Origin of the sequence: Lactococcus sp. dk101 (genome assembly GCF_009601055.1) — a bacterium.
In the GTDB taxonomy this organism is placed as follows: domain Bacteria; phylum Bacillota; class Bacilli; order Lactobacillales; family Streptococcaceae; genus Lactococcus.
Window position 1 is genome coordinate 14,403 of record NZ_WITI01000006.1, and the last position, 26,326, is coordinate 40,728.

At 40.1% G+C, this 26,326-nt stretch carries 31 protein-coding genes, 1 tRNA gene and 1 other annotated feature; of the genes, 4 read left to right on the forward strand and 28 right to left on the reverse strand.

The annotated features are described in order from the left end of the window. Nucleotide 1: 1 nt before the first annotated feature. From crcB to GHI45_RS06050, 12 genes are all read right to left on the reverse strand, one after another. A complete protein-coding gene (gene crcB / locus GHI45_RS05995) occupies nt 2–379 on the reverse strand; it encodes a fluoride efflux transporter CrcB (protein WP_228386030.1) in 378 nt (125 codons plus the stop codon). Continuing rightward, nucleotides 351–728, reverse strand: a complete 378-nt coding sequence (locus GHI45_RS06000; RefSeq protein ID WP_147779913.1) for a CrcB family protein — start codon at nt 726–728, stop codon at nt 351–353. The genes crcB and GHI45_RS06000 overlap by 29 nt, the downstream gene beginning before the upstream one ends. Nucleotides 729–767: 39 nt before the next feature. After that, nucleotides 768–1,007, reverse strand: coding sequence for a DUF896 domain-containing protein (locus tag GHI45_RS06005; RefSeq protein ID WP_147779914.1), 240 nt, complete (start codon nt 1,005–1,007; stop codon nt 768–770). Between the two features lie 26 nt (nt 1,008–1,033). Continuing rightward, nucleotides 1,034–3,055 carry a glycine--tRNA ligase subunit beta gene (gene glyS, locus GHI45_RS06010; protein WP_147779915.1) on the reverse strand — a complete coding sequence of 674 codons (2,022 nt, stop codon included), beginning with the start codon at nt 3,053–3,055 and terminating at the stop codon, nt 1,034–1,036. Then, the gene (locus tag GHI45_RS06015) at nt 3,052–3,702 is read right to left on the reverse strand and encodes a CatB-related O-acetyltransferase (RefSeq protein ID WP_147779916.1); all 651 of its coding nucleotides are present in this window, start codon (nt 3,700–3,702) and stop codon (nt 3,052–3,054) included. The genes glyS and GHI45_RS06015 overlap by 4 nt, the downstream gene beginning before the upstream one ends. Before the next feature lie 61 nt (nt 3,703–3,763). Further along, nucleotides 3,764–5,146, reverse strand: a complete 1,383-nt coding sequence (locus GHI45_RS06020) for a hypothetical protein (protein ID WP_147779917.1) — start codon at nt 5,144–5,146, stop codon at nt 3,764–3,766. Continuing rightward, a complete protein-coding gene (gene glyQ, locus GHI45_RS06025; protein ID WP_147779918.1) occupies nt 5,146–6,105 on the reverse strand; it encodes a glycine--tRNA ligase subunit alpha in 960 nt (319 codons plus the stop codon). Before glyQ ends, GHI45_RS06020 begins: the two co-directional genes overlap by 1 nt. A 225-nt stretch (nt 6,106–6,330) precedes the next feature. After that, nucleotides 6,331–7,110, reverse strand: coding sequence for a formate/nitrite transporter family protein (locus GHI45_RS06030; RefSeq protein WP_147779919.1), 780 nt, complete (start codon nt 7,108–7,110; stop codon nt 6,331–6,333). Between the two features lie 229 nt (nt 7,111–7,339). After that, a complete protein-coding gene (locus tag GHI45_RS06035) occupies nt 7,340–7,957 on the reverse strand; it encodes a nitroreductase family protein (protein ID WP_147779920.1) in 618 nt (205 codons plus the stop codon). Nucleotides 7,958–8,095: 138 nt separating this feature from the next. Continuing rightward, nucleotides 8,096–9,142, reverse strand: coding sequence for a DUF475 domain-containing protein (locus GHI45_RS06040; RefSeq protein WP_147779921.1), 1,047 nt, complete (start codon nt 9,140–9,142; stop codon nt 8,096–8,098). A gap of 110 nt (nt 9,143–9,252) precedes the next feature. Further along, nucleotides 9,253–9,885 (reverse strand): YigZ family protein, encoded by a 633-nt coding sequence (locus tag GHI45_RS06045; protein ID WP_147779922.1) that lies wholly within the window; start codon nt 9,883–9,885, stop codon nt 9,253–9,255. Between the two features lie 205 nt (nt 9,886–10,090). After that, a tRNA-Gln gene (locus tag GHI45_RS06050) sits at nt 10,091–10,162 on the reverse strand. A gap of 95 nt (nt 10,163–10,257) precedes the next feature. On the opposite strand from GHI45_RS06050, the gene GHI45_RS06055 reads away from it, so the two are divergent. Together GHI45_RS06055 and GHI45_RS06060 are read left to right on the forward strand one after the other, a co-directional pair. Next, complete coding sequence (locus GHI45_RS06055) at nt 10,258–11,517, forward strand: DEAD/DEAH box helicase (protein ID WP_147779923.1); 1,260 nt, start codon at nt 10,258–10,260, stop codon at nt 11,515–11,517. Next, the gene (locus GHI45_RS06060) at nt 11,517–12,161 is read left to right on the forward strand and encodes a ComF family protein (protein WP_147779924.1); all 645 of its coding nucleotides are present in this window, start codon (nt 11,517–11,519) and stop codon (nt 12,159–12,161) included. The genes GHI45_RS06055 and GHI45_RS06060 overlap by 1 nt, the downstream gene beginning before the upstream one ends. 27 nt (nt 12,162–12,188) lie before the next feature. Here GHI45_RS06060 and GHI45_RS06065 read toward each other — a convergent pair whose 3' ends face one another. From GHI45_RS06065 to GHI45_RS06120, 12 genes are all read right to left on the reverse strand, one after another. Further along, nucleotides 12,189–14,324, reverse strand: a complete 2,136-nt coding sequence (locus tag GHI45_RS06065; protein ID WP_187230087.1) for a C1 family peptidase — start codon at nt 14,322–14,324, stop codon at nt 12,189–12,191. A 32-nt stretch (nt 14,325–14,356) separates the two neighbouring features. Next, complete coding sequence (locus GHI45_RS06070; protein ID WP_147779926.1) at nt 14,357–14,986, reverse strand: nucleotidyltransferase family protein; 630 nt, start codon at nt 14,984–14,986, stop codon at nt 14,357–14,359. Between the two features lie 26 nt (nt 14,987–15,012). Beyond that, nucleotides 15,013–15,468 (reverse strand): diacylglycerol kinase family protein, encoded by a 456-nt coding sequence (locus GHI45_RS06075; protein ID WP_147779927.1) that lies wholly within the window; start codon nt 15,466–15,468, stop codon nt 15,013–15,015. Continuing rightward, nucleotides 15,452–15,940 carry an rRNA maturation RNase YbeY gene (ybeY, locus tag GHI45_RS06080; protein WP_147779928.1) on the reverse strand — a complete coding sequence of 163 codons (489 nt, stop codon included), beginning with the start codon at nt 15,938–15,940 and terminating at the stop codon, nt 15,452–15,454. The genes GHI45_RS06075 and ybeY overlap by 17 nt, the downstream gene beginning before the upstream one ends. A gap of 21 nt (nt 15,941–15,961) precedes the next feature. Next, the gene (locus GHI45_RS06085) at nt 15,962–16,444 is read right to left on the reverse strand and encodes an NUDIX hydrolase (RefSeq protein ID WP_147779929.1); all 483 of its coding nucleotides are present in this window, start codon (nt 16,442–16,444) and stop codon (nt 15,962–15,964) included. Next, nucleotides 16,437–17,165 (reverse strand): alpha/beta fold hydrolase, encoded by a 729-nt coding sequence (locus GHI45_RS06090; RefSeq protein WP_147806225.1) that lies wholly within the window; start codon nt 17,163–17,165, stop codon nt 16,437–16,439. The genes GHI45_RS06085 and GHI45_RS06090 overlap by 8 nt, the downstream gene beginning before the upstream one ends. 35 nt (nt 17,166–17,200) lie before the next feature. Further along, nucleotides 17,201–18,106 carry a PhoH family protein gene (locus tag GHI45_RS06095; RefSeq protein ID WP_147780004.1) on the reverse strand — a complete coding sequence of 302 codons (906 nt, stop codon included), beginning with the start codon at nt 18,104–18,106 and terminating at the stop codon, nt 17,201–17,203. A 178-nt stretch (nt 18,107–18,284) separates the two neighbouring features. Next, the gene (gene rpmA, locus GHI45_RS06100) at nt 18,285–18,569 is read right to left on the reverse strand and encodes a 50S ribosomal protein L27 (RefSeq protein ID WP_096818533.1); all 285 of its coding nucleotides are present in this window, start codon (nt 18,567–18,569) and stop codon (nt 18,285–18,287) included. A 1-nt stretch (nt 18,570) separates the two neighbouring features. Further along, on the reverse strand, nt 18,571–18,906 hold the full coding sequence (locus GHI45_RS06105) for a ribosomal-processing cysteine protease Prp (protein WP_147779931.1): 336 nt from the start codon (nt 18,904–18,906) through the stop codon (nt 18,571–18,573). Nucleotides 18,907–18,908: 2 nt separating this feature from the next. Beyond that, on the reverse strand, nt 18,909–19,223 hold the full coding sequence (gene rplU / locus GHI45_RS06110; protein WP_147779932.1) for a 50S ribosomal protein L21: 315 nt from the start codon (nt 19,221–19,223) through the stop codon (nt 18,909–18,911). A 41-nt stretch (nt 19,224–19,264) separates the two neighbouring features. Continuing rightward, nucleotides 19,265–19,347, reverse strand: a sequence feature (ribosomal protein L21 leader region). Between the two features lie 72 nt (nt 19,348–19,419). Next, the gene (locus GHI45_RS06115) at nt 19,420–20,601 is read right to left on the reverse strand and encodes a DUF998 domain-containing protein (RefSeq protein WP_147779933.1); all 1,182 of its coding nucleotides are present in this window, start codon (nt 20,599–20,601) and stop codon (nt 19,420–19,422) included. Nucleotides 20,602–20,615: 14 nt separating this feature from the next. After that, the gene (locus GHI45_RS06120; RefSeq protein ID WP_147779934.1) at nt 20,616–20,996 is read right to left on the reverse strand and encodes a DUF1934 domain-containing protein; all 381 of its coding nucleotides are present in this window, start codon (nt 20,994–20,996) and stop codon (nt 20,616–20,618) included. A gap of 180 nt (nt 20,997–21,176) precedes the next feature. On the opposite strand from GHI45_RS06120, the gene GHI45_RS06125 reads away from it, so the two are divergent. Together GHI45_RS06125 and yidA are read left to right on the forward strand one after the other, a co-directional pair. Then, the gene (locus GHI45_RS06125) at nt 21,177–22,451 is read left to right on the forward strand and encodes an HD domain-containing protein (protein WP_147779935.1); all 1,275 of its coding nucleotides are present in this window, start codon (nt 21,177–21,179) and stop codon (nt 22,449–22,451) included. Between the two features lie 22 nt (nt 22,452–22,473). Continuing rightward, nucleotides 22,474–23,292 carry a sugar-phosphatase gene (gene yidA / locus GHI45_RS06130; RefSeq protein ID WP_147779936.1) on the forward strand — a complete coding sequence of 273 codons (819 nt, stop codon included), beginning with the start codon at nt 22,474–22,476 and terminating at the stop codon, nt 23,290–23,292. Nucleotides 23,293–23,312: 20 nt separating this feature from the next. On the opposite strand, the gene GHI45_RS06135 is transcribed toward yidA, so the two are convergent. Genes GHI45_RS06135 through GHI45_RS06150 form a run of 4 tightly spaced genes read right to left on the reverse strand, consistent with a single transcriptional unit; the run spans nt 23,313 to nt 26,110 of the window. Beyond that, on the reverse strand, nt 23,313–24,086 hold the full coding sequence (locus GHI45_RS06135; RefSeq protein ID WP_147779937.1) for a Nif3-like dinuclear metal center hexameric protein: 774 nt from the start codon (nt 24,084–24,086) through the stop codon (nt 23,313–23,315). Beyond that, a complete protein-coding gene (locus GHI45_RS06140) occupies nt 24,083–24,769 on the reverse strand; it encodes a tRNA (adenine(22)-N(1))-methyltransferase TrmK (RefSeq protein ID WP_147779938.1) in 687 nt (228 codons plus the stop codon). The genes GHI45_RS06135 and GHI45_RS06140 overlap by 4 nt, the downstream gene beginning before the upstream one ends. Before the next feature lie 7 nt (nt 24,770–24,776). Next, nucleotides 24,777–25,424: an endonuclease III gene (gene nth, locus GHI45_RS06145; protein WP_147780005.1), complete on the reverse strand. Its 648-nt coding sequence runs from the start codon at nt 25,422–25,424 to the stop codon at nt 24,777–24,779. A gap of 11 nt (nt 25,425–25,435) precedes the next feature. Continuing rightward, nucleotides 25,436–26,110 (reverse strand): DnaD domain-containing protein, encoded by a 675-nt coding sequence (locus tag GHI45_RS06150; RefSeq protein ID WP_147779939.1) that lies wholly within the window; start codon nt 26,108–26,110, stop codon nt 25,436–25,438. Nucleotides 26,111–26,326: the final 216 nt, after the last annotated feature.

The following is a 26,326-nucleotide window of genomic DNA, read 5'->3' on the forward strand; positions in this document are numbered from 1 at the left end:
TTTATTTTGCAAGCATTAAGCCGATGACAAGCGCCACAAAGCCTAATCCGTAACTGAGCAAAAAATATTCTGCAAAATGTCGATAATCCTTGTGGTCAATCAAATCAAACAGTTCAAAATTATAAGTTGAAAATGTAGTCAAGCCGCCACAAAAACCAGTTGCGAAAATCTTAAACGTGTCTGATTGATTGCCAAAATGGCCAAAAAGCCAACCAATCAACAAACATCCGATGATATTTACCAGATAGGTTCCGATTGGAAAACCGATTTTTTTAAAACTGACATTGAGTTGACTAAAAAGATAACGTACAACTGCGCCCAAGGCTGCAGAAAGTCCAATAAGTATGGTCTCAACCATGTGACACCAGCTTTCTTCCATGCGCCATTCCTAACATGGCCATGCCCAGCCCACCAAAGATAGATAGGAAAACATAAAGGGCAAGCGCCAGATAATGCGCATTGAGATAAAGAATTTCGCTGTCTAGCATAAAGGAGCTAAACGTTGTAAATGCGCCGATAAATCCCGTTCCAATCCCTAAAATCAATTTTTGATGGACATTTTTTGCGGCCAAGACGTTCTTAATTAAGAAAGTAAAAAGATAGCAACCAGCAAGATTGATAAGCAATGTGGCAAGCGGAAAATCAGCGATTTTTGGCAGGTATTGATTGAGTTGATAACGAGAAATCCCGCCAAAAAAGCCGAAAACAAAGACAATGATGATATTCATAATAATTCCTCAAAAGAAAACGACCTTACGGTCGTTTACTTATTCGCGTAAGCCACGTTCTTTTTGAAGCTTTTTAAGTTTGTCAGGAGTGATGTCACGCCCATCATCGTCCACAAGTTTTACATTTTCAACTTGTGAGCGGAAGTTTTCTTTGACAGAGTCAATGTATGCACGACGCAAAACTGCTTGTTCCTCTTGTTCTTCTGGAGAAAGGCCACCGTCTTTTTTCTTACGAGCCAATGCGTTGATTCTTTCGATTTGTTCTTTACTAATCGCCATGTTCATTCCTTTCTGATTGCTTCTTTTTATTTTGTAATAATTTTTGTGAAATCACCTAGTTGGTTGGTCATTGTTACAACTTCTGTCAGCAGTGACAAGCGGTTGTTCTTAACCTTTTCATCGTCAACCATGACCATGACATTTTCAAAGAAGGTTGAAATTGCTGGTGCCAACTGATGAACAATGCTTCTGAATTTCATTTCAGTTTCAAGACCGTCCCATTCCAACTTGAGATTTTCAACAGTTTCATAGAGACCTGTTTCAGCTTCATTTTCCATAAGGCTGGCATCAACTGGTTGGCTTGTTTCAACTTTTTTAGCCAAATTGATCACACGGGCCACATTTTCAACTGCTGGTTTAAATGGTGCGTGTTCTTGGTGTGCTGAAATCACGTGTGCTGCTTCCATGATTGCAGCAAGGTCAATCGGTTGCGCTTCAACAACGGCATCCACAATATCGTAACGCACGCCATCTTCGAGCAACAATTTTTGAATTCTTGCTTTCATGAATTCACGTAATTCTGCCTTGTTTTCAAAGTCAAATTGGTCAATAAATTGAACAAAATCAAAACGCCAATTCATTTTTTCAATGATTCGGATTAAACCTTGAGCTGCACGACGTAAAGCATACGGGTCGTTCGAACCACTTGGAATCAAGCCTGCATTAAAGAAACTCATCAAACTATCCAATTTGTCACTTGCAGCAAGCAAACTTCCTACTTTTGTCGCTGGTAATTCGCCATCGGCAGAAGTTGGCATGTAATGTTCACGAATCGCAGCAGAAACTGCTTCGTTTTCACCTGCAAGGCGGGCATATTTTTCACCCATCACCCCTTGAAGTTCATCAAATTCGCCAACCATACCTGTCAACAAATCAAACTTGTAAATCTCACTCGCGCGCGCCAAATCAGCTTTTTCAGTCGCTGAAGCACCAATCAAATCCGCTAATTTATGACCAACTGCTTTTGTTCTTGCCATGTGTTCTGTAATGCTACCAATTTTAGCGTGGAAAGTAACTTTTGAAAGTTTTTCAACCAAATCTTCAAGTTTCAATTTTTGGTCTTCATTCCAGAAAAATTCAGCATCTTCAAGACGGGCAACGAGAACTTTTTCATTTCCTTCGATCACTTTTTCCATGTGTTCGCCGTTCCCATTTCGAACAGAAATGAAGTGCGGTGCGAGCTTGCCATCTTTGGTATAAACTTCGAAATAACGTTGGTTATCACGCATTGACGTAACCAAAACTTCTGCTGGCACTTCCAAATATTTTTCGTCAAATGAACCGACAAAAGCTGTTGGATATTCAACGATATTGTTGACTTCTTCAAGCAAGCCTTCGTGCAAAATCACGTCCCAGTTGTGTTCAGCAGCCAATGTCAAGATTTGTTCAGAAATAGCTGCCTTACGCGCTTCGCTGTCAGCCATGACAAAGTGTGCTGTCATCGCTGACAAGTAATCTTCTGCTGTTTCAATCGTAAATGTTGCGTCATGGTCAAGGAAACGGTGACCACGAGATTGATTGCCAGCAGTCACATCAAGCAAGCTAAATGGCACCACTTCATTGTCAAGTAAGCTGACCAACCATTGAATAGGACGAACAAACAAAAAGCTGTTATTTGCCCATTTCATGTAAGTTGAAAACTGCATTTTTTCAATCACATCACGACTGACAGCTGTCAAAATGCTGCTTGTAGCGACACCTTCGATATGTTTTTCAGCGTAGTAGTAATCGCCTTTAAGCAACAAATCGTCAGGATTAACCCCTTGTCCACGCGAGAAACCTTGAATGGCTTTTGACCAGTTGCCTTCTTTATCTTTGGCAATTTTCGCAGATGGCCCTTTGACTTCTTCATCAGAAGAAGCTGATTGTTCCGCCAAACCTTCAACCAAAAGCGTCAAGCGACGAGGAGTTGAAAATTTAACAATACGGTCAAAGCTGACACGATGTTCTGTCAAAAACGCTGACATGCGTTCTTCAAGCTGATTGATACTTGGCGTCACCAAGTGTGCTGGAACTTCTTCCAGACCAATTTCTAATAAATAATTCATTTTTGTTTTTCCTGTTCTAAGTATTTTTTTATGCTTACTTTTACTTTTTCTAAATCATTATCTGTCAATAATGGAATCAGTCGATTGATCTCGTAAATGGGTTTTTCCCACCATTTCAGCTGCGCCATCAAGTTTATCAATACCTCATCAAATCGCATTCTGATGAGCTTGGCTGGATTTCCAGCCACAATCGAATAAGCTTCAATGTCGCTTGCAACAGTAGAATTCGCACCAATCATAGCACCGTCGCCAATGTGAACGCCTGGCATAACAGTCACATTTTGCCCTATCCAGACATCATTGCCAACTCGTGTGTCGCCTTTCAGCGGCATTTTATCAAGGCTAGGTGCTTCTTGCGTCCAGCCATCAAAAATGTAAAAAGGAAAGGTCGATACTGCATTCATTTGATGATTTGCACCATTCATGATAAATTCGACACCCTTTGCAATCTGGCAAAATTTGCCAATCACAAGCTTATCTCCGATAAAATCATAGTGATGGGTCACGTGCGACTCAAAATCATCATCTGAAAAATAAGTAAAATCTCCAACCTCAATCTTTTTATTCTTGAGTGTCGGTTTAATGTTGGTCATTGAAGTGATAGACCTATTGGAATAAAGCGCGTTTGGATTTGGAGTTTTTTCCATTTCAATCCTCTTTTATTTCAAGATCTGAGTAAAAATGCTCTTTTCAAATATTATATTATTTTTACTTTTTTAATTCTTTCACATAATAATATTTGTCATCATCACCTATTAAAACTTGAGTATCTTCTGACAATGCTATTTTTATTTCTGTCAGCGCTGACGGAATCGGTTGATTCTGTGCTATCAGCTGCATGGGTTTAATAATCTCTTCAGTCACTCGTTTGTCAGACATATTAAACTTCAAACCATAGTCCACACGTTCATCAATAAAATTTTTGACGTTCTTAGCAAGATGATGAATATGTTTATCCACTTTAATTTCACCAACTTTAAAGTTAATCAAAGGTAACCCCAAATTAACATCAACTTTTTCAAAGAATTTATCATTTTTTTCATTACGTGCTTCCGCTTTTTTCTCAGAAAGTTTCAATTTTTCTTGAAGATTCTCGAAATAAGATTGAATTTTTTTATCAGAATTGATAAAACGTTCCTGCACTGTTTTAAGCAAATCATCCGAGTAATTTTTCGACAGTATTCCTTGACCAAAAATAAATTCCAATTCAGAAGCTAAAATCATCAAATTCTGACTAGAAACGGCAACAAATCGCCATTCTGATAGCTCTTTGATATCTGAAATTTCTTTTTGTTCGTCATCAACTCCATTTTCCGAAATCGTAATAATATTATTTGTTGCTTGGTTATTTAGTAACATCAAATCGTGTTTAATTCGATCAATTTTTTGTAAATTATTGTTTCTAACTTTTTCATTAGCTAATAACTCATTCTGATAACTAGATAAAATATTAAGCTCATCATTTGCTGTCTGTAACTCACTTAATATTTTTGATTGATTAAAATGGTCAAGTTTACTCAATGACTGATTCATCATTGTTAATTTTCCACTAATTTCAGTCATATTAATTTGACCAACAACGACATTAGCAATTTGTAAAGAAGCTGCCCCTACTGTAGCAAGTTTTGCTCCCTTAGAAACAGTAGTTTCAGTTGTTTTAACAAGTGAATTTGGATCAACTTCTTTGATATAGCCATGTCCTCCAATCCCATTCTTACCTTTAAATATATTCCTAAACAAATCAGCACCTGATTCACCCTTAGCCTGAAACATCTCCGTAGTATCTCTAATTATATTTTTATTGTTATCTAAAGCAATGAATAATTTAGAGCCGTCTTCACTGGCAAGTTTAGTAACAGTATTCGTTCCAGATTGGACTATCTTATCCAATCCTAGTTTTTCAGCATTCTGAATTGAAAGACCAAGGTTTTGCGAAATGGCGAGTTTATTATTTTCTGAACTAATTGTAACTAAGCTATCTTCCAAAGCTTTGGCAGTTAATTCAAAGCTTTGGAGTATCTTTTTTTGTAATTCTGTTAGAATTTCTTGATTAGTTATTTCTATTAATTCAAACTCTTCATTCTCGGCCATTACATACCCTCATCAACCTTCACAACATCCGCATACTTCCCACCGTCGCCCAAATACTTAATGCGCAAGGCTTCATCTTTCAACAATGGGAAGCCAAGTTTGGCACGTTCTTCGATGAATGTTTTGGCTACTTTACGTGCCATTGCACGGACGCGGTGCATGTAGCCTGCGCGTTCGGTTACGGAAACAGCGCCACGTGCATCGAGCAAGTTGAAGGTGTGTGATGACTTCAAAATGTAGTCATAAGCAGGGTGAACCAAGCCTTTGTCAAGCAAGGTCATGGCTTCTGCTTCGAATTCGCCAAATAATTTGAGCAAGAGTTCTTGGTTTGATTCTTCAAAGGCGAATTTTGAGTGTTCGTATTCAGGTTCTGTGAAAATATCACCGTAAAGGACGCCATTGCCCCATTCCAAGTCATAAACAGAATCGACTTCTTGAATGGCTGTTGCCAAACGTTCCAAACCGTAAGTGATTTCTGACGTAACAGAGTCCACTTCGATTCCGCCGACTTGTTGGAAATAAGTAAACTGCGTACATTCTTGCCCGTCAATCCAAACTTCCCAACCAATACCAGCACAACCCATAGATGGATTTTCCCAGTTGTCTTCGACAAAACGAATATCGTGTTCAAGCGCATCAATACCGAGTTCCGCCAAACTTTGAAGGTAAAGTTCTTGAATATTTTTTGGAGATGGTTTCATGACCACTTGGAATTGGTGGTGTTGGAACAAACGGTTTGGATTTTCACCATAACGACCGTCAGCTGGACGGCGTGAAGGTTGCACGTAAGCGGCTGCCCAAGGTTCTGGCCCGTTTGAACGCAAGAATGTGTAAGGACTCATGGTTCCAGCTCCGACTTCGTTGTCGTAAGCTTGCATCAGGTTTGCGCCTTGTTTTGCCCAAAAGCCTTGCAAAGTCAAGATAATGTCTTGAAATGAAAGTTTGTTGTTCTGTGTCATTTGATCTCCTTTTGTTTGGAAAAATGGTTTTTCCAAAGGTTAATAAAAACCGTCCAGCTACACCTGTAAGCATATTGCTTACAAAGGGTGCATCTGCACGGTTCCACCTTTATTTTTTACTTTTGTATAGCGTTCAGTTGTTAGGCCATTTTAGATATTGGGCTTTCACCATCCCCAATTCGCTATAGTTTTATTATAGTCCTTTTGCTCAACTTTTGCAAGAAACTATTTTTCTAGCTCATTCATTTGACGGCGATAGCCGAGATAATAAAATCCAGCCACAAAAACAACGCCACCTATGATATTTCCTGCATAAACCAAGACAAAATTTTGAATAAATTGGAGCCAGCTGACATGACCCGCAAAAATCGCTGCCGGCAAAACAAAGGCGTTTGCCACACTATGTTGAAAACCGATTGCGACAAAGGCCATGGTTGGAAACCAAATGGCAAGTAACTTTCCTGCGGTATCTTTCGCACCAAAGGATAACCACATGGCAATCCCAACAAACCAGTTACAGCCAATTCCAGAAACGATGGTTTGAAGCCAACCCATATTTAATTTGGCATCCGCAATCGCAAACAGTTCTTCTTTATAAACACTGACCTCCGTCAATCCAACGAAATGCGCAAAGAAAAAGGCGACAAAAATGGCTCCAAGCAGATTGAACAAGGTGATAAACAACCAATTTTTTAATAACTGATTGAATTTAACCTTCTTGGCAAAAAAGGACACTGAAACAGCAGTCATATTTGACGTAATCAGCTCTCCGCCACCCATTAAAATCACGATTAAACCAATCGGAAAAACCGCTGCCCCAATAAAACTCGCAAGACTTCCCAGCTCGTCAACAACACTTGACACTACCCGAATATAAAGCAGATAACCCATTGAAATCATTGCTCCCCCAATGAAACCAAGAACTGCTTTTTCTAGCATGGGTCTTTTGACCTTTTCTGTCCCGTGGTGAATGGTGGCAGATAATATTTCTGCTGGATTCATCATAATAACTACTCCTTCTCCTAAAAACCGAATTTCGGTATTCTTTTGAGTGAGCCAAATAAAAATGCGTCCACTTGTAAGCCAAAGACCTACAATATGCACGCACATTTCTATCTTTATTTCATGGCTTTTTAAATCATCTAAGGGATTGAGCATTCATTTTGTGAAAACACTCACTATAAGATGATTATATGCCATTTCTAAAATTATTGCAAATTTTTAATGAACAAACTCATTTAAAGGAAACAAAGTCATGAACATCTCGGCGGAAATGATCATGGCCAGGTTCAAGGGCCTTTCCAATCGCTAAAAACATGACTGGCACAAAACGTGTCGCATCAATATTTAAAAGCGCACAAATCTTATCACGATCAAAACCACCAATCGGATTAGTATCATAGCCATGCTCACGTGCCACCAACATCAAATTCATGGCAACAAGGCCACCGTCAATGTTGGCAATGTCAATCCGCTTTTGTGCCGTATATGTGGCATATTCTGCTGCATTTCCGGCAATGTATTTGTCTTGCATTTCTTTAGGCAAGGGCAGCTGACGGTAGATTTTTTCATTGTTTTCATCAGCTTGCGTATCCCCAAGAATTAAAATCATGGCAGCCGATGTTTCCGTTTGTTTGCCATTAAAACGCATGAAAGGCAAGATTTCTGCTTTGACTTGGTCAGAAGCAAGCACCATGAATTGCCAAGGTTGCATGTTGACAGAACTTGGTGCAAGGGCTGCTTCTTCAAACATTTCAAGAAATTCTTCGTTTGAAATCTTTACGTTTTCATCATAAACTCGAACGGACTTTCGTCCTGTCATGATTTCACTAAAATCATTTGTTATTTTCATTGGATCCTCTTTTGATTGATTTTCACTTGGTAGATGTATCATAAAAGCGTCACTTTGCCAAGTGAAACGCTATTTAGTTGGAAACTCATTATATGTAGAAATCAAGAGTTTGTCAAGAAAAAATGATTGGCGAATAAATTAGTGATTTCTGTTGTAAATAATACTTGAAACAAAGGAAAGCAGAATGATGATGCCACCAAGTACGCCAGTAATGACATCATTGATTTCCATGTGAATGCTCAAAAGCAACAAAATAGCCAAGGCTAAGATTGCCCAGTGAGCGCCATGCTCGATATAAACCAATTCATCAAGCGTGCCTTTTTCAACGAAGAAAACAGTCAGCGAACGGACAAACATGGCACCAATCAAGCCAAGACCAAGCATGATAATGATTGGGTCTGCTGTAATGGCAAATGCACCAATGACGCCGTCAAAACTAAAGGAAGCGTCAATGACTTCAAGATATAAGAACATGACAAAGGCTGCATTACCAGTCAATTTGGTTGCTGTATGTATTTTTTTACCGGTCTGATGTTCTGCTTCAGCGAGCGCACCATGATTACTCATGACCTGACCGAGTCCGTCAACCAACAAGAAAGTAATAATCCCAAAAACACCTGATAAAAGAACAGTATAAGGATTTTCAGCGAAAAATTCTGCGGTTACGCCTAGGGCAATCAATGAAATCAAAGCCGATGCCAATGGGAGTTGTCCCACTTTATAGAGCATTTTTTCTGGCAATTTGAGCCAGTGATGTTCCATTTCATTGAAGAAAAAGTTAAGGGCAAGCATGAGCAAGAACAAGCCACCAAAGGCTGCAATAGAAGGATGAGCCGCTTGCAAGATATAGCCGTATGTTCCTGGTGTTTCAGGATTTCCTTTCGCCAATGCCAAATGAACTGCCTTCATCGGACTCATGTCAGCAGTGACAGAAACGACCACCAATGGAAAAATAAAACGCATTCCGACAACCGCAATCAAAATACCGACCGTCAGGAAGATTTCTTGCCAGAATTTGCTCATTTTTTCAAGAATTCTTGCATTGACAATGGCATTGTCAAAGGACAAGGAAATTTCCAAAATGGCTAGGATAGTTGTGATAAAAACGGCATTGAAACCACCGTAAATATAAGCAATAATCAAAGCGACCGCTGTCACAATGATTGAACCATAAAAATTTTTCAAAATTAAACTCTTTCTTTTTCGTTTTGCTCTCAAGCCATGGAGAACACTCCTTTTATCATACCATAAAAATGTTTCGTCTTAATTAAATTAAATTAAAAATTTGTTCAATTTTAATTTTCAATATAATCGATTTCGACCGTCTGTTCCTGACCTTTTTGAGCTGTGATTTTTCCTGAAAAGGCTTCTGTCAGCTCTGACAGAAATGTCTCGATTTTGGCTTCGTCAACAAACACGCTAACCGTCACATCAGCTAAAAATTCTGTCTCTGAAATGGTCAATTTTTGACTGCCAATGAAACGTTGTAACTGATCAAAAAGACCGTATTCCAGCTTCAAAATAAGTTCTGTTTGCTCAACAAATTGAACCAAGCCTACTGCTTCGACAGCGTGATTGACCGCGCCTGCGTATGCCCGAATGAGACCACCCGCTCCCAATTTAATGCCTCCAAAATAACGGGTCACAACGGCACAAACGTTAGTAATTTCCTTCTTCTTCAAAATTTCAAGCATGGGAACTCCTGCAGTACCTGACGGTTCCCCGTCATCACTGGTACGTTGGATTTCTTGACGGAGGCCGACCGTATATGCCATGCAGTTATGATTGGCCGTTCGGTTGTCTTTTTTGACTTGCGCGATAAAATCACGTGCCTCTTCTTCATTGGAAATACGCTTTAAATGGCAAATGAAGCGTGACTTTTTGATTTCTTCTTCACTTGTGAAATCAGTTTTTATGGTAATGGTCATATGAAGTCCTCTATTTTCTATGGGGATCTCTTAAAACTCCTTTTTTCGAGATTGGGTCGATTTTATATCTAACGAATGCCGACCATATCCCGTCAAGAGATTAGTTAAAGCGGTTTAGTAAATCGGTCAACTTTCGGAAAATCTGAATTGTTAGAGTTTCCCCTAAGAATTTTCTGAAAAAAAAGAGTGCCATAGGGCACAAATACTGGGATAGTAGGATTCGAACCTACGCGTAAAGGAACCAGAAACCTTCGCCTTACCGCTTGGCTATATCCCAATTTCAACTTCTTTATTATATCACTTTCAGAAACGATTTCCAAAAATTTTTGACGGAGACTGTTACATTTGACCTCTAATTACGTATTTTAAATTATGGAAAACTATCAAGGCCGTCTCCTGTTAGAGACCGAATGCACAGCTATTACTGATTTTAACAACCTCACAAAACTGTCAGCGATGACAGAAGTCTCGCGCTCCAAAATAATATGTAATCGCTGTGGCAGCAGTCACTCAAAGGCAGATGTTTTACTGCTGATTGGGGCTTATTATTGCCCCAGTTGTATCCAACTTGGCAGAATTCGTTCTGACCAATTTTTATACCATTTCCCACAAGGTCAATTTGAGAAAAAGTCCTGTCTTTTGTGGGCAGGAAAACTCAGTCCCCAACAGGATGAACTGGCAAGCCAATTGCTTCAAGCAATTGCACTGAAGCAAGAGCTTTTAATCCATGCTATAACTGGGGCTGGCAAGACAGAAATGATCTATCAGGCCATTGATCAGGCCTTGCAAAATGGGCAAGCGGTTGCGATAGCAAGTCCGCGGGTCGATGTCTGTATCGAATTACACGCCCGCTTGTCAAGGGATTTTTCTTGCCGCATTCCCTTATTACATGCTGACGGCGATCCTTATTTTCGGTCAGCACTGACCATTTTAACCACGCATCAACTGATGCGATTTAAAGAAGCTTTCGATCTCTTAATTATCGATGAAGTTGATGCCTTTCCATTTGTCAATAATGCCATGCTTCATCATGCGGTCGCACAAGCCAAGACAAAGACGGCCTGTAGCATTTATCTGACGGCAACTTCGACAGCGGAACTTGAAAAGGAAGTTCAGAAAGGAAGGATGAAAAAGCTAGAACTGGCCCGTCGTTTTCATCAAAACCCATTGGTCGTCCCACAATTTTTCTGGCAAACGCAATTCATTAAACAGCTTAAACAACAACGAAAATCCGGTTTTCCACTGTTGATTTTTGTACCTGAGATTAAGGAAGGACAAGGGTTGACTGACCAGTTAAAAATACAATTTCCTAAAGAAAAGATAGGATTTGTTGCTTCGACGACTGAAAATCGACATCAACTCGTTTCTGATTTTAGGCAAAATAAATTATCCATTTTGGTCAGTAGCAGCATTTTGGAACGTGGCGTTACTTTTCCAAAGGTAGATGTTTTTATTGTTCAAGCCCACCATGCTCACTTTTCAAGCTCTGCTCTGATTCAAATGGCCGGTCGTGTGGGCCGCAGTACCAGTCGCCCAACTGGCTTGGTTTTCCTTTTTCACGAAGGCAAAACGAGAGCCATGCTTAAGGCACGAAAAGAAATAAAAAAAATGAATCAAAAAGGTGGTTTTTAATGTCATGCCTCCTCTGTCACAAGCCTTTGGCTTTTCGTCCGCTGTTCTCACAACTGCTTATCAGTGCTGACAGATCAGATTTTCTCTGTCACGACTGTCAGGCGACCTTTATCAAAATTAAAAATCATTGTCCGCGTTGCTACAAACCTGGCCCATCGGACCTTTGTCAAGACTGCAAAAATTGGGAGGCTCAAGGCGTCATAATTGAGCATACTGCCCTTTATCACTATAATTCAGCAATGAAAGCCTTCTTCAGTCAATACAAATTTATGGGCGATTACCGCTTGGGGCAGGTCTTTCAGTCCGACTTTCGTCAGCTTCCGAAAGATCGCGTCCTTGTCCCCATTCCAGTCTCTAGCGCGCGCATGCAAGAACGAGGCTTCAATCAAGTGTCTCATTTATTAGGGAAGCTTCCCTTTCAGGAACTTTTGACAAAAACCGATAGCCTTAAACAGTCGAGTTTAAGTCGGACTGAACGGCTCAAAACCAGCAATCCTTTTCAACTCGTCAGAACTGACAAGCTTCCTGATAAAATACTGCTTGTTGATGACATCTACACGACTGGGGCGACTCTTGTCCATGCCAGCCAAATCTTCAAAGCAGCAGGTGTCAAGTCTGTTCAAACTTTTTCCCTTTGCAGATAAAAAAGACCGTCTGGTCTTTTTTAATTCCTATTTCATACCATACCAGGCAATGCCTTCATAAGTCCAGCCTTTAGCAACGGCAGCTTGCATCTCACTCAATGTCGAACTTTCAAAGTGAGAGCCAACGCCGTATTTGGCATTATAGAGGCGGTAAATCGGATAGTTACCAGCTGAATAAAAGGCAATTCCTTCACTCTTCCAGCCATTTTTTGAGGTCAAAACAGCCACCTCATTTTTATCTAAAGTATATAAATGTTCACCTGACTTCGGATTATAGACCCGGTAAATTGCACTGTCAGAAGTCGCTGGTGCAGTCCATGACACGCCTTGATTGACCCAGTCTGGTGCAATTTTGGGAAGTGTATTGGCCTCGTTAGCGTCTTTAGTATAAAGATAACTTTGATTTTTCTTATTGTACAAACGATAGATTTTAACAAAATTTGAAGTATCAATCGTTGAAAGTTGCGTTTGTGCGTCTAAGTAAAAGTTAGATTGGCCAGAAACAGACTCGTGTGTCCATAAGTTATCTTCATAAAGCCAAGAATTGGTCTGATTCAAGATAGGATAGAGACCCGAACTTTGTGTTTGTGGGGTTTGTACAGGAATCTGGAAATCCGAATAGGAAGTCATATTGGTAACCTGAAAAGCAATCGTGTATTTGGTATTGCGAGGCAAAGTGACAGGACTAAATGGAATGGTCTGATAACCTGCCTGCGTAAAGGTATAAGTTCCCAAGACTTTAAAATCACTTAACTTGGTCGAATTACTTATACCGTCTGCCTTATAAAGTATTTTTACCGTCGCACCGGCTTGTTCAATATCCGTCGAAACCGAATTTAATTGTTCAATTTGATTGCTGCTTGTCGTTTGGCTGGTATAAGTATTTGCAAAAATGGCACTGTTTGAGGTGGTCTGCTCTGATTTATTGAAATCAAGATAAGTGCCTGCTGAATTTGGTGTCGTATTTGTAGCGCTATAAATGGTTTGATTTGCCTGTCTTGCGACAACGCTATCTGCATAAATATCCGAACTTGATAAAAATAAATCCGCATAAGACAAATAAAAGTAACCCTTGTTTCCCCAACTTGAACCCCAAGAATTTTTTACGATAAAGGCCCCATTGATGGCTGGCTTTTCTTTAAAATTACTAGCAGAATAAGCATCGTCATAGCCAACAATTTCCATTTCATGATCTTGATTAATATAACTTTTTCCATTGTAAGTTGAAAGCAGATTTGCATTCGTTTTCTGACTGTATGGGGTATAAGAGGTGTAATCGCCATTGCTAGCGATTTGAGCATAAAGTGCCGTCCGAGGAGTCAATGTTTTGTCCAGTGTTTCTTCCGCTTGCACCCCAAATTGAACATCACCGTATTGATAGACCAGTTGCTTAATTTGATTGACGCGGTTCATAATACCTGTGGTTGTTGTAGGTAACTGGCTGGTATCCATCCCATTTAAGACATAAGTATTATTGACATGTAAATTTGATTTTTGTAGCGCTGAAAAACTTTGTTTCAAGACAGGGATATCTTCTGCTTGAGTAATTTCTTGTTTGAAATTTGAAGAGGGCAAAACAGGATCATAACCTAGGAGGCTCATCTCTGGAACATAGTCCAAGGTATTCCCATCACCAAGCTGACGGGCTTGCGTGTCTGTCTCCATGATTGCAAGAGGATTGATGGCGTCCGTAAAGGCATTTTTAGCCGAAAGATAGTCATAATAAGAGGGCAATAAAGTCGCCGTTTGATTGAGCTGTTTGAGCGCGCTAGTTGCAATGCCATCAACACCAGCATATTCCCAGCAGATACTCAAATCATTTTGATTCAGAACAGGCGTTGTAAGATTATAATTCGCAGAAGCTTTGTCTAACGGGTTCCACAAGCTAGGCAGGCTTGAACTTGCCAAAATGACCTTATGTGTTGTCGTTCCTGATGAACCAAGGGAACCATTTGAGCTATTGGATTGGACATTGGATACGATTTTGTCGGTTGAGTTAAAGGATTTAGTCAGTCCTCCGACTTGATAAGCGCCAAGCCTTTTGACCGTCGAGGTTTTCTGAGGTAAAATCAGCTTACTTGCTGTCTGCGCTTGAACTTCTGAGCTGATGATTAAGAAGGAAAAGAGCAATGCTGGCGCTAAAAGCATTTTTTTAGGTTTCATTTTCTGCGGCTTTCTGTAGTTTATAGATTTCATTATAGCATTTTTAAATCACTTTTGGGCGAAGAATGAAAATAAAAAGTCCTGTCCCCAGAACTCTCATTTGTTTGACCAATTTCTATTTTCAAATCAGAAAAACGCGCTTGCCATTTGGCACACTTGGCATCGTATAGACTTTTAGAATTGTCAAGATGGTAAATGGGACGGATATGGCGCTCAAAAATATCCGTTAGCCCAAAAGGTGCAAAAACGGTCAACTGCTGCCGATTTCCTCTAATGCCCACCGCATGAACGGTTGCAATCCAACGGCACATTGCATCTTCTGTTGATTGATAAGGCTTCAGATTTCTGCCCTTCCACTGATGCATATAGGCTTCATTGTGGACATCAAATTCCAAAGCAAACCGCTGATTTAGCAAAGTCTCTAGCGCTTTGTCTCTTGCTTTCGCCGTGTCATAGCTTTTTGTTAAATCATAATAAACCAAATCAATGTCATGAATATGCGCCATCGGCTCTTGCTCCTCTTGCAAGTTCCAAATCGTTTGAAAAACACAGCCAGCTGCCAAATAGTAATCCTTTAGGTTTAGCTGATCAATGAAACCTAAGATTTCCATTAGTTTTTCGTTTTTTTGTAACAACTCAATAAATCTCGCTTCATCAGTCATCTGATTTCCTCATTTTGATCATCTCGTTAGAAGAATAAAAGCCAAATCTTTGGGAGAAAGACAAAACAGCCGACGACTGCTGCAAAAAGTGAAATCACAAGCACCGCTCCTGCAGCCATATCTTTTGCACGTTTGGCACGTAAATGGAATTGATAATCCGCTGCCAAATCCACTACATTTTCAATGGCAGAGTTAAATAATTCCGCCATGAAAACGAGCGAAACTGACAACAGCAAAAAGAGCCATTCGGTCGCCGAAATTTGAAAGAGAAGGCCCATAACAATTGCTAAAAGGCCCGAAACAGCGTGTTTACGCATATTTCGTTCTTGCTTAAATGCCGTCCAAATCCCTGTGACTGCGAATTCTAAACTGGATAAAAAATTAGTGTTTTTCCAACGGTCGCGAACATTTTTTGTTGGCGTATTGCCATTTTGAAAATCGACTTTGTCGTAAATCTTCGTGTCTTTATCGTGTGAGTCCATAAGCAGTTAAAATTTCCTCTTGAAGCCCAAACATTTCTGCTTCTTCTTCTGGTGTATAATGATCGTAACCATTGATATGTAAGAAACCATGAACAACAAGCCAGCCATATTCACGTTCAATTGAATGTCCGTAGTCTTGAGCTTGTTCAGCTGCCTTGTCTATCGAAATGTATAACTCGCCAATAAATGGGTCAAGCTCTTCCAGCAATTCTTCTGGAATTTCCATATCCTCATCAAAGAAAAGTTCTTCATCATCCGGCTTGTATTCAAGCGAAATAACATCGGTTGGACGATCTGTATCACGGTATTCCAAATTTAAAGCGTGACTCCGTTCGTTATCAACAAAAGTCACTGCCATTTCTTTTGATTCTGGCAAATGAATGTATTCAGCAGCATAATCCAACAATTTTTCTGATTGTTCGATGATGTGTGCTGGGACTTTTCCCGTTTCGTCTGTCATTTCTACGTACATTTTGTATTTCCTTTAATTAAATTAGTTGTGAATAAGCCCATGCTTATTTTTAATGTGTGTTACAAATTCTTTAGTTGGTGTTTGTGTTGGTTGATTGAGATTTTCTGGTAACTCATCTAAACTAAACCATTTCAAATCAGAGACCTCACTTGCTTCAAGCTCAGGGTGTCCTGAAAAATCTTGACAAACAAAAACCGAATCAATGATATAGACCTCGTCGCCATTGGGATAAAAGAAATGTTGTTCTTCTCCCGAAGCCACCGTAAATAAGGTCATCTGACCTGCTGTCAAACCTGTTTCTTCAAAAAGTTCACGTTTAGCTGCTTCCTGTGCCGTTTCACCTGGTTCAATTGACCCGCCGTGATAGCACCATGTGCCATTATCCACGCGTTTTTGGAGAAGAAGGCCCTTTTTTTCGTCATAAATGATGACACTGGCACAAGCAATTACGAGGGGAATATGTCCAATTTTTTCACGAAGTTCCATGATATAGCCTTCAGCCATTTTTCTCACATCTTTCTAACCAGTTTTTAACAAAAAAATTAAAAACTTGACTTTGTTCCATTTGCAAATTATGCCCCGCCATATCCAAAATCGCAAAACTTGCTCTTGGATAGTCGTCAAGCATTTTCAGTTGGTCTTTGTATCCGACCGTACCATCTTGTTGGCCCAATAAAATCAAGGTCGGTTTCTCAAAAACTGGCACTTGAGCGATACTTTTTTGGAGACCGTAGTGTTTACGTAATTGATCAAGTGCTACTTCATTTTGGACAAGCCAAAATGCATCAGATTTTTTTCGTGCCTGCTTACAAATCGCTGTTTCATAAAACCAGTCCACATCGGGAAGTTGTCTTTTATCATGAGCTGGTTCAATCATTGGTACAAGTAAGAACAATCCTTTGATTTGCTCTGGTATTTGAGCACTAATGGCTCTCGCCAGATAGCCTCCGTAAGAATAGCCTGCCAATAAAAGCGGATCTTTGATTTCTGCCTGAATAAACTCTAGAAGAGATTCCAAAACAAAATCCGTTGTCAGCACTGACAGAGTAGCGACTGATTCAGCCATTCCTGGCAAATCGATATAAATGCGCTCGATTGTAGATTCACTGGTAAACGAGGGTTCAAAGACGGCTTTCATTGGAGCCATGTGTCCAGCCCAACCGTGAAGAATAAGCAAAGGCTGTCCTTGCCCTATCCGCTCAACATGCAATTTAAGATTTTTCATTTCATAAAACACAAAGTCACGCTTTCATGTTCATTTTATGCTTCATAGGCCTTGATGATTTCAGCAACCACGGGGTGTCTGACCACGTCTTTTGCTGTAAAATAGACAAAATCAATACTTGTCAGCCCTGACAACTTTTCGCTGGCATCAATCAAGCCTGATTTGACGCGGTTGGGCAGGTCGATTTGCGTGCTGTCACCGTTGACAATCATTTTTGAATTGAAGCCTAGCCGTGTCAGGAACATTTTCATCTGCATGGTGGTCGTATTTTGAGCCTCATCAAGAATGACAAAGGCATCATCAAGTGTACGGCCACGCATATAAGCCAGCGGTGCGATTTCAATAATGCCACGTTCCATCATGCGTTCTGTCGCATTTTTCCCTAAAATCGCGTATAGTGCATCATAAACTGGACGCAGGTAAGGATCTACCTTCTCCTGCAAATCTCCTGGCAAAAAACCTAAATTTTCCCCTGCTTCAACGGCAGGTCGTGTCAAGATAATGCGCTTGACTTGGCCATTTCGTAGTGCTTGGACTGCCATGACAACTGCCAGAAATGTTTTACCAGTACCGGCAGGGCCAATGCCAAAAACAACGTCATGATGTTTGAGACTATCCACATAAATTTTTTGAACCATATTTTTTAGACGAATGGGTTTGCCAACCGCATCTTTGGTCAATTCAACTTCATAGAGGGCTGTAAAGTTTTCAATGTCGTCATTCATGGCCATTTTTGCCGCTATAATCACATCTGATGTATGTACAGGAATGCCACGAACAACAAGAACTTGAAGCGCTTGAATGGCTTTTCTTGCGCGTTTAAGTGCCGCGTCATCATCAGCCAAAATCTGAACCATTTCACCACGATAATTGATTTCAACAGCCAACTGCTGTTCAAGAAGGGTCAAGTGTTTGTCCTGCGTGCCAAAAATCAAAGCCATATCTTCGGGGTTATCAATTTTAAAATCTAAGGATTTTTTAGTCAAAACGCACGCTCCAAATCATATTTTTCTACTCATATTATATCATAATTCGTCATGTTCGCTCAATCTCACCACATTTTTCCCTTATTTATCAATAAAAAAACTCTGTCATCACTGACAGAGTTTAAAATTCGATTTATTTAGCTACTGCTGGATAAACAGAAACTTGTTTTTTACCACGTTTCATTTCGAATTTAACAGTACCTTCGATTTTTGCGAAAAGTGTATCGTCGCCACCACGTCCAACGTTAGCACCTGGATGAATATGTGTACCACGTTGACGGAAAAGGATTGATCCACCACTTACAAGTTCACCGTCAGATGCTTTAGCACCAAGACGTTTAGCTTGTGAGTCACGACCATTGGAAGTTGAACCTCCACCTTTTTTGTGGGCGAAGAGTTGCAGATTAAGTTCAAGCATGTTATTGCCCTCCATTTTCAAATTTAAGTGTAATGTACTGGCTGTAGTTTTTCTCGACTGCTGTCATCGCATTTGCGAAAGCTTCGAGCAAGGTTTGAGCCAATACGCCTTGTTTTTCAGGGGTACTCAATGGGATTTCCACAAATAAATAACCATCTTCCATGTGCGTCACAGGTTTAATGTTAGCCATTTCGTAAATGTTATTTGCTGTGGTTATCGACAGAACACTGACTGCTGCACAAACAACATCGTGTCCGTACTCGCCAGATTCAGCGTGCCCCGAGATTTCATAAGAGACGATTTTGCCTCTTTTCGACCTGATACAAGCTTCAATCATAATTAAGCGTTAACTGATTTGATAACAACTTTAGTGTATGGTTGACGGTGACCTTGTTTACGGTGAGAGTGTTTCTTAGGTTTGTATTGATAAGTAACAACTTTCTTTTCTTTACCGTGTTTTTCAACTTCACCGACAACAGTAGCACCAGCTACGAGTGGAGCTCCAACTTTAGTTGTGTCACCACCAACGAAGATAACTTCGTCGAAAGTAACAGTGCTTCCAGCTTCAACATCGAGTTTTTCGATGTAGATTACTGAGCCTTCTTCAACTTTAAGTTGTTTGCCACCAGTTTTGATGATTGCATAGTTTGACATTGTGATTCCTCCTTATTAGATTTTTGCTCTTGATTTTAGTCATGAGCTGTCAGACTCGCCTTAGTTCGTGGACTTGCGTCGCTTAATTCTTGAAGAACGAAACTTCGTGCGGTTGCACTTTATGGAAACCACAAAGACAACTACTCTATTATACTAAAATGTTAAAAAAAATGCAACTCATATGTTGCATTAAATATCATTTATTTTTTGTATCTTCTTCTGCTGAGATAATTTCTACTTGATAAACTTTCTTTTCTTCCCAAATGATGCGCAAAAGGCTGTTGATTAAGAGCATAATCCAAGCAAAACAGACACTAAAGGACAAGATTTCAAAGGCAGTCAGCGTTAAATAATAAATCGGATGCCAGAGAAAATATGAGAGTGCCAAGATGGCCACAATGGCATAAGAAAGATAGTAAAAATTCTTTTCAATATGCGGTAAAAACCAGCGAATGCCAAGAATGGCCAGCCCCATAAATAATACAATCAGTTGGGCAAAGATATCGTGTGCCAAATGAGCAAGACCCAATCCATTATTTGGTATGAGGCCTACAAATGCAATACAAAGGGAGCAAAGCGTCAACAAAAGCTGTAAAATCACATGGCGAATTTGAAAACCAACTTTCATTCTTAACGAAACGAAAATATAATCGAACAAACTAATCATCAAGGCCGCAGACAAAATCAAGGTCAGATTAAATTGCCAACTGGCATTTGAATTATTTGTCCCTAAAACACTAAAATTTCGTTGCCACCAGTACTGATTCCCGTTTGAAACCATGCTTGACAACAAACCACCGATGGCCACCATAATCAAAAGATTGAGCAGCATCGAAATCTCAAAAACATCGACCACAAAAAGCAAGAAGAAAGACAGAATTCCCGTGAAAATAGCAAAAATAAGCACCGAGGTTATTGTATCAAAGGCAACACCATAAAAAATTTGACTGATGAACCAAAAGAATGCGGATAAAACCAAAGTTACGAGCAATAAAACAGCGATAATCACTGTAATGATGGTGCGCCAATAGACTTTTGAGGTCATCTGATGAGAAAGTTCCTTACGCCGCATCAGATAAGACACGATAAATGAAATCATCGCAACCGCATTTGAAATCACCATGACTCCTGAAGCAATCGAATCCGTCCCCGTGAGTGGAATAACCGAACTCTTTCCCAAAAAATGAAGTGACAAAATAAAAAGCAAGGTAGAAATTGCGGTCGGCAGTAAAAACCACGTTGCTGCACGCTCTGTTCGATTTCGATCGATTGCTCGTATTTTAAAACTATCGTTTGAAAGATCTGTTACCTCGATTTGCTTGTTCTCTCCCAATTCAAGCTTATCATACAGATCTTTCGGCAGTTTAATCTTTTCCATAATCCCCTTTACTCCTAGTCTTCTCGCCAGGAAACACGCATTTTGTAGTCTCCGACTTTCAGTTCGTTTTGAGCTATTTGATAATTTAAGGTCAGAGCCTGTTTCATGTCATCAATGGCCAAAAGTTCTGTCATTACTGACAGGGCGCCCAAGCCTTCATAATTGACGGGCATGGCGATTGACGGTTTGAATTTCATGGTGGTTGGATACGCACCATATCTGGTCATTGACAGCTCATTTTTGTCAAATTTTATCATGACTTTCTCATCATCTTGATTTTTATAAATCAAAACAGTTTTTCCTGCACGCTTATGTTGCTGACCTGAAAAAACTTCATGAATTACTTCTTTTTCAGCACCAATGCGGATTTCATTTGTTATTCTAATAGTTACCATGTCTTCTATTTTACACTATTTTCAGTTTGAAATAAACTGTTTTCCTCTTTTCTACTTCTTATTTTATTCTCATTTCCAAAGTGAACACTCCTGCTCAATCCAAATGGAAATTTGTCTCATTTTCTAGTATAATGAAATTATGAAATCTTTCTAAATCACAACGAAAGAAAAGGAGGGAAGATGGAAAAAGTTTTCCGTGAACCCGTTCACGATTTTATACATGTGGAGCATAAGGTCATTTATGACCTTATCAATACCGCAGAGTTTCAACGTTTGCGACGAATCAAACAACTAGGAACAACAAGCGCTGTTTTTCACGGTGCAGAACACAGCCGTTTCACGCACTGTATGGGCGTTTATCATATCGCTAAAACCATTACCGATCATTTCTCGCTCCATTATCCATTAGAGTGGAACCCAGATGAAAACTTGGTCACTCAATGTGCAGCCTTGCTTCACGATGTTGGCCATGGGGCTTACTCACATACCTTTGAGGGCTTGTTTGACACCGATCATGAGGCAGTTACCCGCCAAATTATCACGTCCCCCGAAACAGAAGTCAATGCGGTTTTAAGACGCGTTTCGCCTGATTTTCCAGAAAAAGTGGCCTCTGTCATCGCACACGAATATCCTAATCCACAAGTGGTGCAGTTGATTTCCAGTCAAATTGACGCCGACCGCATGGATTATTTGCTTCGTGATTCGTATTATACGGGCGCTGTTTATGGTCAATTCGATTTGACACGAATTTTGCATGTGATTCGCCCTGTACCAGATGGCATTGCCTTCGCAATCAACGGCGTGCATGCCGTCGAAGATTATGTGGTCAGTCGCTATCAAATGTATCAGCAAGTTTACTTTCACCCAGCTTCACGCTCAATGGAAGTCTTGCTAAAAAATTTGTTGGCTCGGGCCAAAGATTTGTATCCAGAGCATCGTGACTATTTTACAATGACCAGTATGCGTCTCATTCCATTTTTTGAGCAGGAACATAGCTTGCAAGATTATTTGGCACTCGATGACGGCGTGATGAATACCTATTTTCAGGCTTGGATGACCTGTCAAGACCCAATTTTGTCTGATTTGGCTAACGCATATATCAATCGACATCTACTCAAATCCATTCAATTTGATGAAGCAACTGAAATGGATTTGGATATCTTGCGCCAGTTGGTTGACGAGTCTGGTTATGACGCACGTTATTATACAGGCATTCATAGCAACTTTGACTTGCCCTACGACTTTTACCGGCCCAATGCAAAAAGTCCCCGAACGCAAATTGAAATCATTCAAAAAGATGGCAGTTTGTATGAATTGTCAGAGCTATCTCCAATCGTGTCATCACTGACAGGAACCATTCATGGCAATCGGCGCTTCTATTTTCCAAAAGCCATGCTTGAAAATGAAACTTTTACTGCCCATATCAAAAATGACAGTTTTTGTCCCATAAAATAATAAGTTACATAGAAAGTCTCACATGATTAAATTAGTTACCATTGACCTTGACGGAACACTACTTGACCCAGAACGTAAAATCACGCCTGAAGTTAAAGCAGCCGTCAAAAAAGCCAAGACGCTTGGCGTGAAAATCGTCATCTGTACCGGTCGTCCATTGATGGGCGTTACAGATATTTTAGAAGAACTTGAACTGACTGAACACGGTGATTATGTCATCACATACAATGGTGCTTTGGTTCAACGTGCAGATACAGGCGAAGAATTCATCAAAGAATCCATTTCTCGTGAAGATTTCCTTGACATTGACGCAATGGCTCGTAAAATCAATGTGCCTTTGATGGCAATTACACGTGAAGGGATTTATACGAGTCAACGTGACATCGGTAAATACGTGGTTCACGAAGCTGCCATGGTCAAAATGCCTTTGTACTATCGCTTACCTGAAGAAATCGGCGCACTTGAAATCTCAAAAGTGATGACTGTTGACGAGCCAGAAAAATTGGACGAAGCCATTGCTTACATGCCTTTCGAGTTCTTTGAACGCTTCAATATGGTTAAATCAACCCCTTACTATCTTGAATTCATGAATAAAAAAGCCAGCAAGGGTTCTGCTTTAAAACATTTGGCGAAGAAATTGTTCCTCGATATCGATGAAGTAATGGCCATTGGCGACGAAGAAAACGACCGTTCAATGCTTGAAGCGGCAGGATGTCCAGTTGTCATGGCGAATGGCAAGGAAGAACTCAAAAAAATTGCGACTTATGTCACAAAATCAAACGCTGAGTCTGGTGTCGCATACGCCCTCAACGAATGGGTCATCAAACCTTACGAACAATAAAAAAGAGCCTCGGCTCTTTTTTAAATGTCGTAAAATGGATTGGTCAAAGCCTGACTTTCGAAAATCTCCAGTTCAGGTTCAGCCTCTCGTAAAAATTGAGCAATTTTTGGAATGAACAAATGCTCAATATAATGCCCCGGATCAATGGCAAGAAGGCCATGCGATAACATGTCATGAGCAGTATGGTAATATATATCACCTGTGATAAAGACATCTGCGCCCTGCTCCTTTGCCAAAGCCCACAATTTGCCACCAGTTCCACCGCAAATGGCAACCCGTTTGATTTCTTGGTTCATCTGATGATCATAGGAAATGACCCGCAAACGCGTCAAGCCAAAAGCAGTTTTCACTTTTTCTGTCAGTTCTGACAGCGACAATGGCTCAATGTTCCCAATCCTTGCCATGCCTGTTTCAGCCTCTAAAGCCTCTACATCTTGAAGGTTCAACAATTGACAAAAATCATCGTTCAATCCGCCAGCGACCACATCAATATTGGTATGACTAGTATAGACAGCTATATTAGCTTTGGCAAGTTGCAAAATAATATTTTCTTGCACATCTTCAGCTGTCAGTGCAGACAGGGGCCGAAAAATGACGGGGTGCTTGGCAAAAATCATGTCCACACCCAAATCAATGGCTTCCTGAACCGTTTGTTCCCGAATATCCAGCGTTACCAAAATTTTCTTGACTTCTTGGTCGAGACTTCCAATTTGTAGGCCGACGGGATCATCAGCAAGCGCCAAATTTTGAGGACAAAAAGCTTCATATTTAGCAATACAATTCTTTAATTTCATTTCAAAACCTGTTCTATTTCTGTCATTTCTGACAAAACTGCCTCATATTTAGGCATGGTTGAGTCTGGCAAATGTTGTAAAATTGCCTGTAGTGTCTTCATTTCTTTGGTCCAACGTTTAACAAAAACGTCGGATTTTTCTTTCCGCAAATAAGGGCCAAAGTGTAAATCTTCTGCCGTATAATTGATAGCTTGGCTCGTTTTTTTTGCGACAATGATTTCATAGAATTTGTCTGCGTCAAGGACTATTTTTTCTGCTTCAATCGCAAAGCTATTATCCATTAGCCACTCCCGCAGGGTATCTTCGTGATTGTTGGGTTGCAAGATAAGCTGAGTCTGCTCATGGATCTTATCCAAGCCAGCTTCCAGTATCTCGGAAATCAATAGCCCACCCATACCAGCAATTACAATACTATCAATTTTGTCCGCCTCTTGAATGGCAGCTAAGCCATTGGCCAAGCGCACATGGATTTGGTCAGCCAAGCCAGCTTCGAGCACATGACTTTTAGCAATTTCAAAAGGACCTTTTACCACTTCACCGGCAACAGCAAAATCAATCTGCCCTTCTTCCATCAAATAGGTGGGTAAAAAGGCATGGTCTGAACCAATGTCGGCAAGACGTGCGTCTTTTTTCACAAAAGAAGCGACTTCTTTAAGTCGCAATGATAAATGAGCTTTAATCATTTTAATTTTAATCTACTCCTAATCTTTCCTGACCAAACCTACAATATGAAAGAACAGGACATGCTTCACACTTTGGGTTTTTTGCTGTGCAGTGATAACGACCAAAGAAAATCAAATGATGATGGGCCGAAACCCATTCTTCTTCAGGGATATACCGCATCAGCGTTTTTTCAACATCTAAAACAGATGCTTTTTGAGGAACAATGTTGAGCCGTTTTGACACGCGATCCACATGGGTATCCACCGCAATGCCTGGCACGCCAAACGCATCGCCTAACACGACATTTGCCGTTTTCCGACCAACACCTGGTAATTTTTGCAGGGTCGCCTTATCTCTTGGCAAAATCGAATCAAAATCAGACACCAACATCTGTGCCGCAGCCTTAATATTCTTTGCCTTGGTATGATAGAGACCAATGGTTTTAATTTTTTCTTCAATCGAGCCAATGTCAGCAAGGGCTAAACGCTCTGCATCTGGATAAGCGGCAAAAAGGCCTGGTGTTGCCTTATTGACACCGATGTCTGTCGCCTGTGCTGACAAAATGGTCGCAATTAAAAGCTGAAACGGCGTTTCCCAGTTCAGTTCTCCTCGAGCTTCTGGATACATCTGCATGATGATTTCAAGCGCTTCAAGGTATTTTTTCTTACTTAACATGGCTGTTCTTTCTAATTCCAAATACCATCCATCGGAATATAAAAGTCTTGTGTTTTCGTTTGTTTTGGATTTTTAGAGGCTTGAAAATCAGATTGCTTGTTTTCCACTGCCTGAACATTCGTCAAGCCCTCATTTTTCCAGTTTCTCAAAATGGCTTTAATGTATTTAAACGACAATTTACGGTTCAAAACTGCTTCTTTCAAGGCCAATTTGATGAGAGAAGCTTCGTATTTGTCTTCAAAAAGTAAGGCTCTCAATTCATCAATTTGCATGGGCGAAATCACACCCATTTCAGCTTCAAAGGTTTCAACCAAATCCTTCAACTGATTGTCTTCAGATGGACTTGTGGCTTCTTCGTTTTGGTTTTCTGGCTCAGCATGGCCATTGAGTTGATCCAAATGTTTAAATACCGGACTCACATCAAAAATCGTCTCTACTTCTCCAGCCAAATCAATCAAGGTTACTTTAAGAGAACCAAAATTTTGCAGCGCTGTTATTGAATGATTGACCTGCGTCAACTTTTTACCTGTCTTATGCGCAATTTCGCTTGGTGCAATATCCCGATTGTCATAGAAATAAAGCCAAACCAAAAAATCGTCTGAACTCGGAAAAAGCTGAGCAAAATGTTCCATTAAGGCTTTTGGTAAAATCAAATGCCCGCTCAAATATTCTTCATAGTATGTCATAACATTATTATACCATAGATTTACCGTCAAAATCGAGTGACTTTTACTTTGGTTTTGGTCGCTCAATCAAAATTAAAACTTGTCAGATTGTCCACAAAAGGATCATATAAATGCCCGTATTGCTTGATTTTATGAAAGAATTTATTGTCAACATGTCAATTTTTCATCCCTTTACGAAACCGTAGATAATGTCTAAAATAAAAGTAGAACAACTCG

What these genes read in the sequence shown, in the direction of transcription:
- glyS (WP_147779915.1), bottom strand. Translation starts at nt 3,055, where the DNA reads ATGAATTATTTATTAGAAATTGGTCTGGAAGAAGTTCCAGCACACTTG.
- GHI45_RS06030 (WP_147779919.1), bottom strand. Translation starts at nt 7,110, where the DNA reads ATGATGAATCCAGCAGAAATATTATCTGCCACCATTCACCACGGGACA.
- rpmA (WP_096818533.1), bottom strand. Translation starts at nt 18,569, where the DNA reads ATGCTTGAACTTAATCTGCAACTCTTCGCCCACAAAAAAGGTGGAGGT.
- GHI45_RS06090 (WP_147806225.1), bottom strand. Translation starts at nt 17,165, where the DNA reads ATGAAAAATCTTAAATTGCATGTTGAGCGGATAGGGCAAGGACAGCCT.
- GHI45_RS06020 (WP_147779917.1), bottom strand. Translation starts at nt 5,146, where the DNA reads ATGGCCGAGAATGAAGAGTTTGAATTAATAGAAATAACTAATCAAGAA.
- GHI45_RS06055 (WP_147779923.1), top strand. Translation starts at nt 10,258, where the DNA reads ATGGAAAACTATCAAGGCCGTCTCCTGTTAGAGACCGAATGCACAGCT.
- rplU (WP_147779932.1), bottom strand. Translation starts at nt 19,223, where the DNA reads ATGTCAAACTATGCAATCATCAAAACTGGTGGCAAACAACTTAAAGTT.
- GHI45_RS06115 (WP_147779933.1), bottom strand. Translation starts at nt 20,601, where the DNA reads ATGGAAAAGATTAAACTGCCGAAAGATCTGTATGATAAGCTTGAATTG.
- GHI45_RS06045 (WP_147779922.1), bottom strand. Translation starts at nt 9,885, where the DNA reads ATGACCATTACCATAAAAACTGATTTCACAAGTGAAGAAGAAATCAAA.
- GHI45_RS06070 (WP_147779926.1), bottom strand. Translation starts at nt 14,986, where the DNA reads ATGACTGATGAAGCGAGATTTATTGAGTTGTTACAAAAAAACGAAAAA.
- yidA (WP_147779936.1), top strand. Translation starts at nt 22,474, where the DNA reads ATGATTAAATTAGTTACCATTGACCTTGACGGAACACTACTTGACCCA.
- GHI45_RS06035 (WP_147779920.1), bottom strand. Translation starts at nt 7,957, where the DNA reads ATGAAAATAACAAATGATTTTAGTGAAATCATGACAGGACGAAAGTCC.
- GHI45_RS06085 (WP_147779929.1), bottom strand. Translation starts at nt 16,444, where the DNA reads ATGGCTGAAGGCTATATCATGGAACTTCGTGAAAAAATTGGACATATT.
- GHI45_RS06015 (WP_147779916.1), bottom strand. Translation starts at nt 3,702, where the DNA reads ATGGAAAAAACTCCAAATCCAAACGCGCTTTATTCCAATAGGTCTATC.
- GHI45_RS06105 (WP_147779931.1), bottom strand. Translation starts at nt 18,906, where the DNA reads ATGATTGAAGCTTGTATCAGGTCGAAAAGAGGCAAAATCGTCTCTTAT.
- GHI45_RS06005 (WP_147779914.1), bottom strand. Translation starts at nt 1,007, where the DNA reads ATGGCGATTAGTAAAGAACAAATCGAAAGAATCAACGCATTGGCTCGT.
- glyQ (WP_147779918.1), bottom strand. Translation starts at nt 6,105, where the DNA reads ATGACACAGAACAACAAACTTTCATTTCAAGACATTATCTTGACTTTG.
- GHI45_RS06000 (WP_147779913.1), bottom strand. Translation starts at nt 728, where the DNA reads ATGAATATCATCATTGTCTTTGTTTTCGGCTTTTTTGGCGGGATTTCT.
- ybeY (WP_147779928.1), bottom strand. Translation starts at nt 15,940, where the DNA reads ATGTACGTAGAAATGACAGACGAAACGGGAAAAGTCCCAGCACACATC.
- GHI45_RS06125 (WP_147779935.1), top strand. Translation starts at nt 21,177, where the DNA reads ATGGAAAAAGTTTTCCGTGAACCCGTTCACGATTTTATACATGTGGAG.
- crcB (WP_228386030.1), bottom strand. Translation starts at nt 379, where the DNA reads ATGGAAGAAAGCTGGTGTCACATGGTTGAGACCATACTTATTGGACTT.
- GHI45_RS06135 (WP_147779937.1), bottom strand. Translation starts at nt 24,086, where the DNA reads ATGAAATTAAAGAATTGTATTGCTAAATATGAAGCTTTTTGTCCTCAA.
- GHI45_RS06140 (WP_147779938.1), bottom strand. Translation starts at nt 24,769, where the DNA reads ATGATTAAAGCTCATTTATCATTGCGACTTAAAGAAGTCGCTTCTTTT.
- GHI45_RS06065 (WP_187230087.1), bottom strand. Translation starts at nt 14,324, where the DNA reads ATGAAACCTAAAAAAATGCTTTTAGCGCCAGCATTGCTCTTTTCCTTC.
- nth (WP_147780005.1), bottom strand. Translation starts at nt 25,424, where the DNA reads ATGTTAAGTAAGAAAAAATACCTTGAAGCGCTTGAAATCATCATGCAG.
- GHI45_RS06150 (WP_147779939.1), bottom strand. Translation starts at nt 26,110, where the DNA reads ATGACATACTATGAAGAATATTTGAGCGGGCATTTGATTTTACCAAAA.
- GHI45_RS06120 (WP_147779934.1), bottom strand. Translation starts at nt 20,996, where the DNA reads ATGGTAACTATTAGAATAACAAATGAAATCCGCATTGGTGCTGAAAAA.
- GHI45_RS06095 (WP_147780004.1), bottom strand. Translation starts at nt 18,106, where the DNA reads ATGGCTTTGATTTTTGGCACGCAGGACAAACACTTGACCCTTCTTGAA.
- GHI45_RS06075 (WP_147779927.1), bottom strand. Translation starts at nt 15,468, where the DNA reads ATGGACTCACACGATAAAGACACGAAGATTTACGACAAAGTCGATTTT.
- GHI45_RS06060 (WP_147779924.1), top strand. Translation starts at nt 11,517, where the DNA reads ATGTCATGCCTCCTCTGTCACAAGCCTTTGGCTTTTCGTCCGCTGTTC.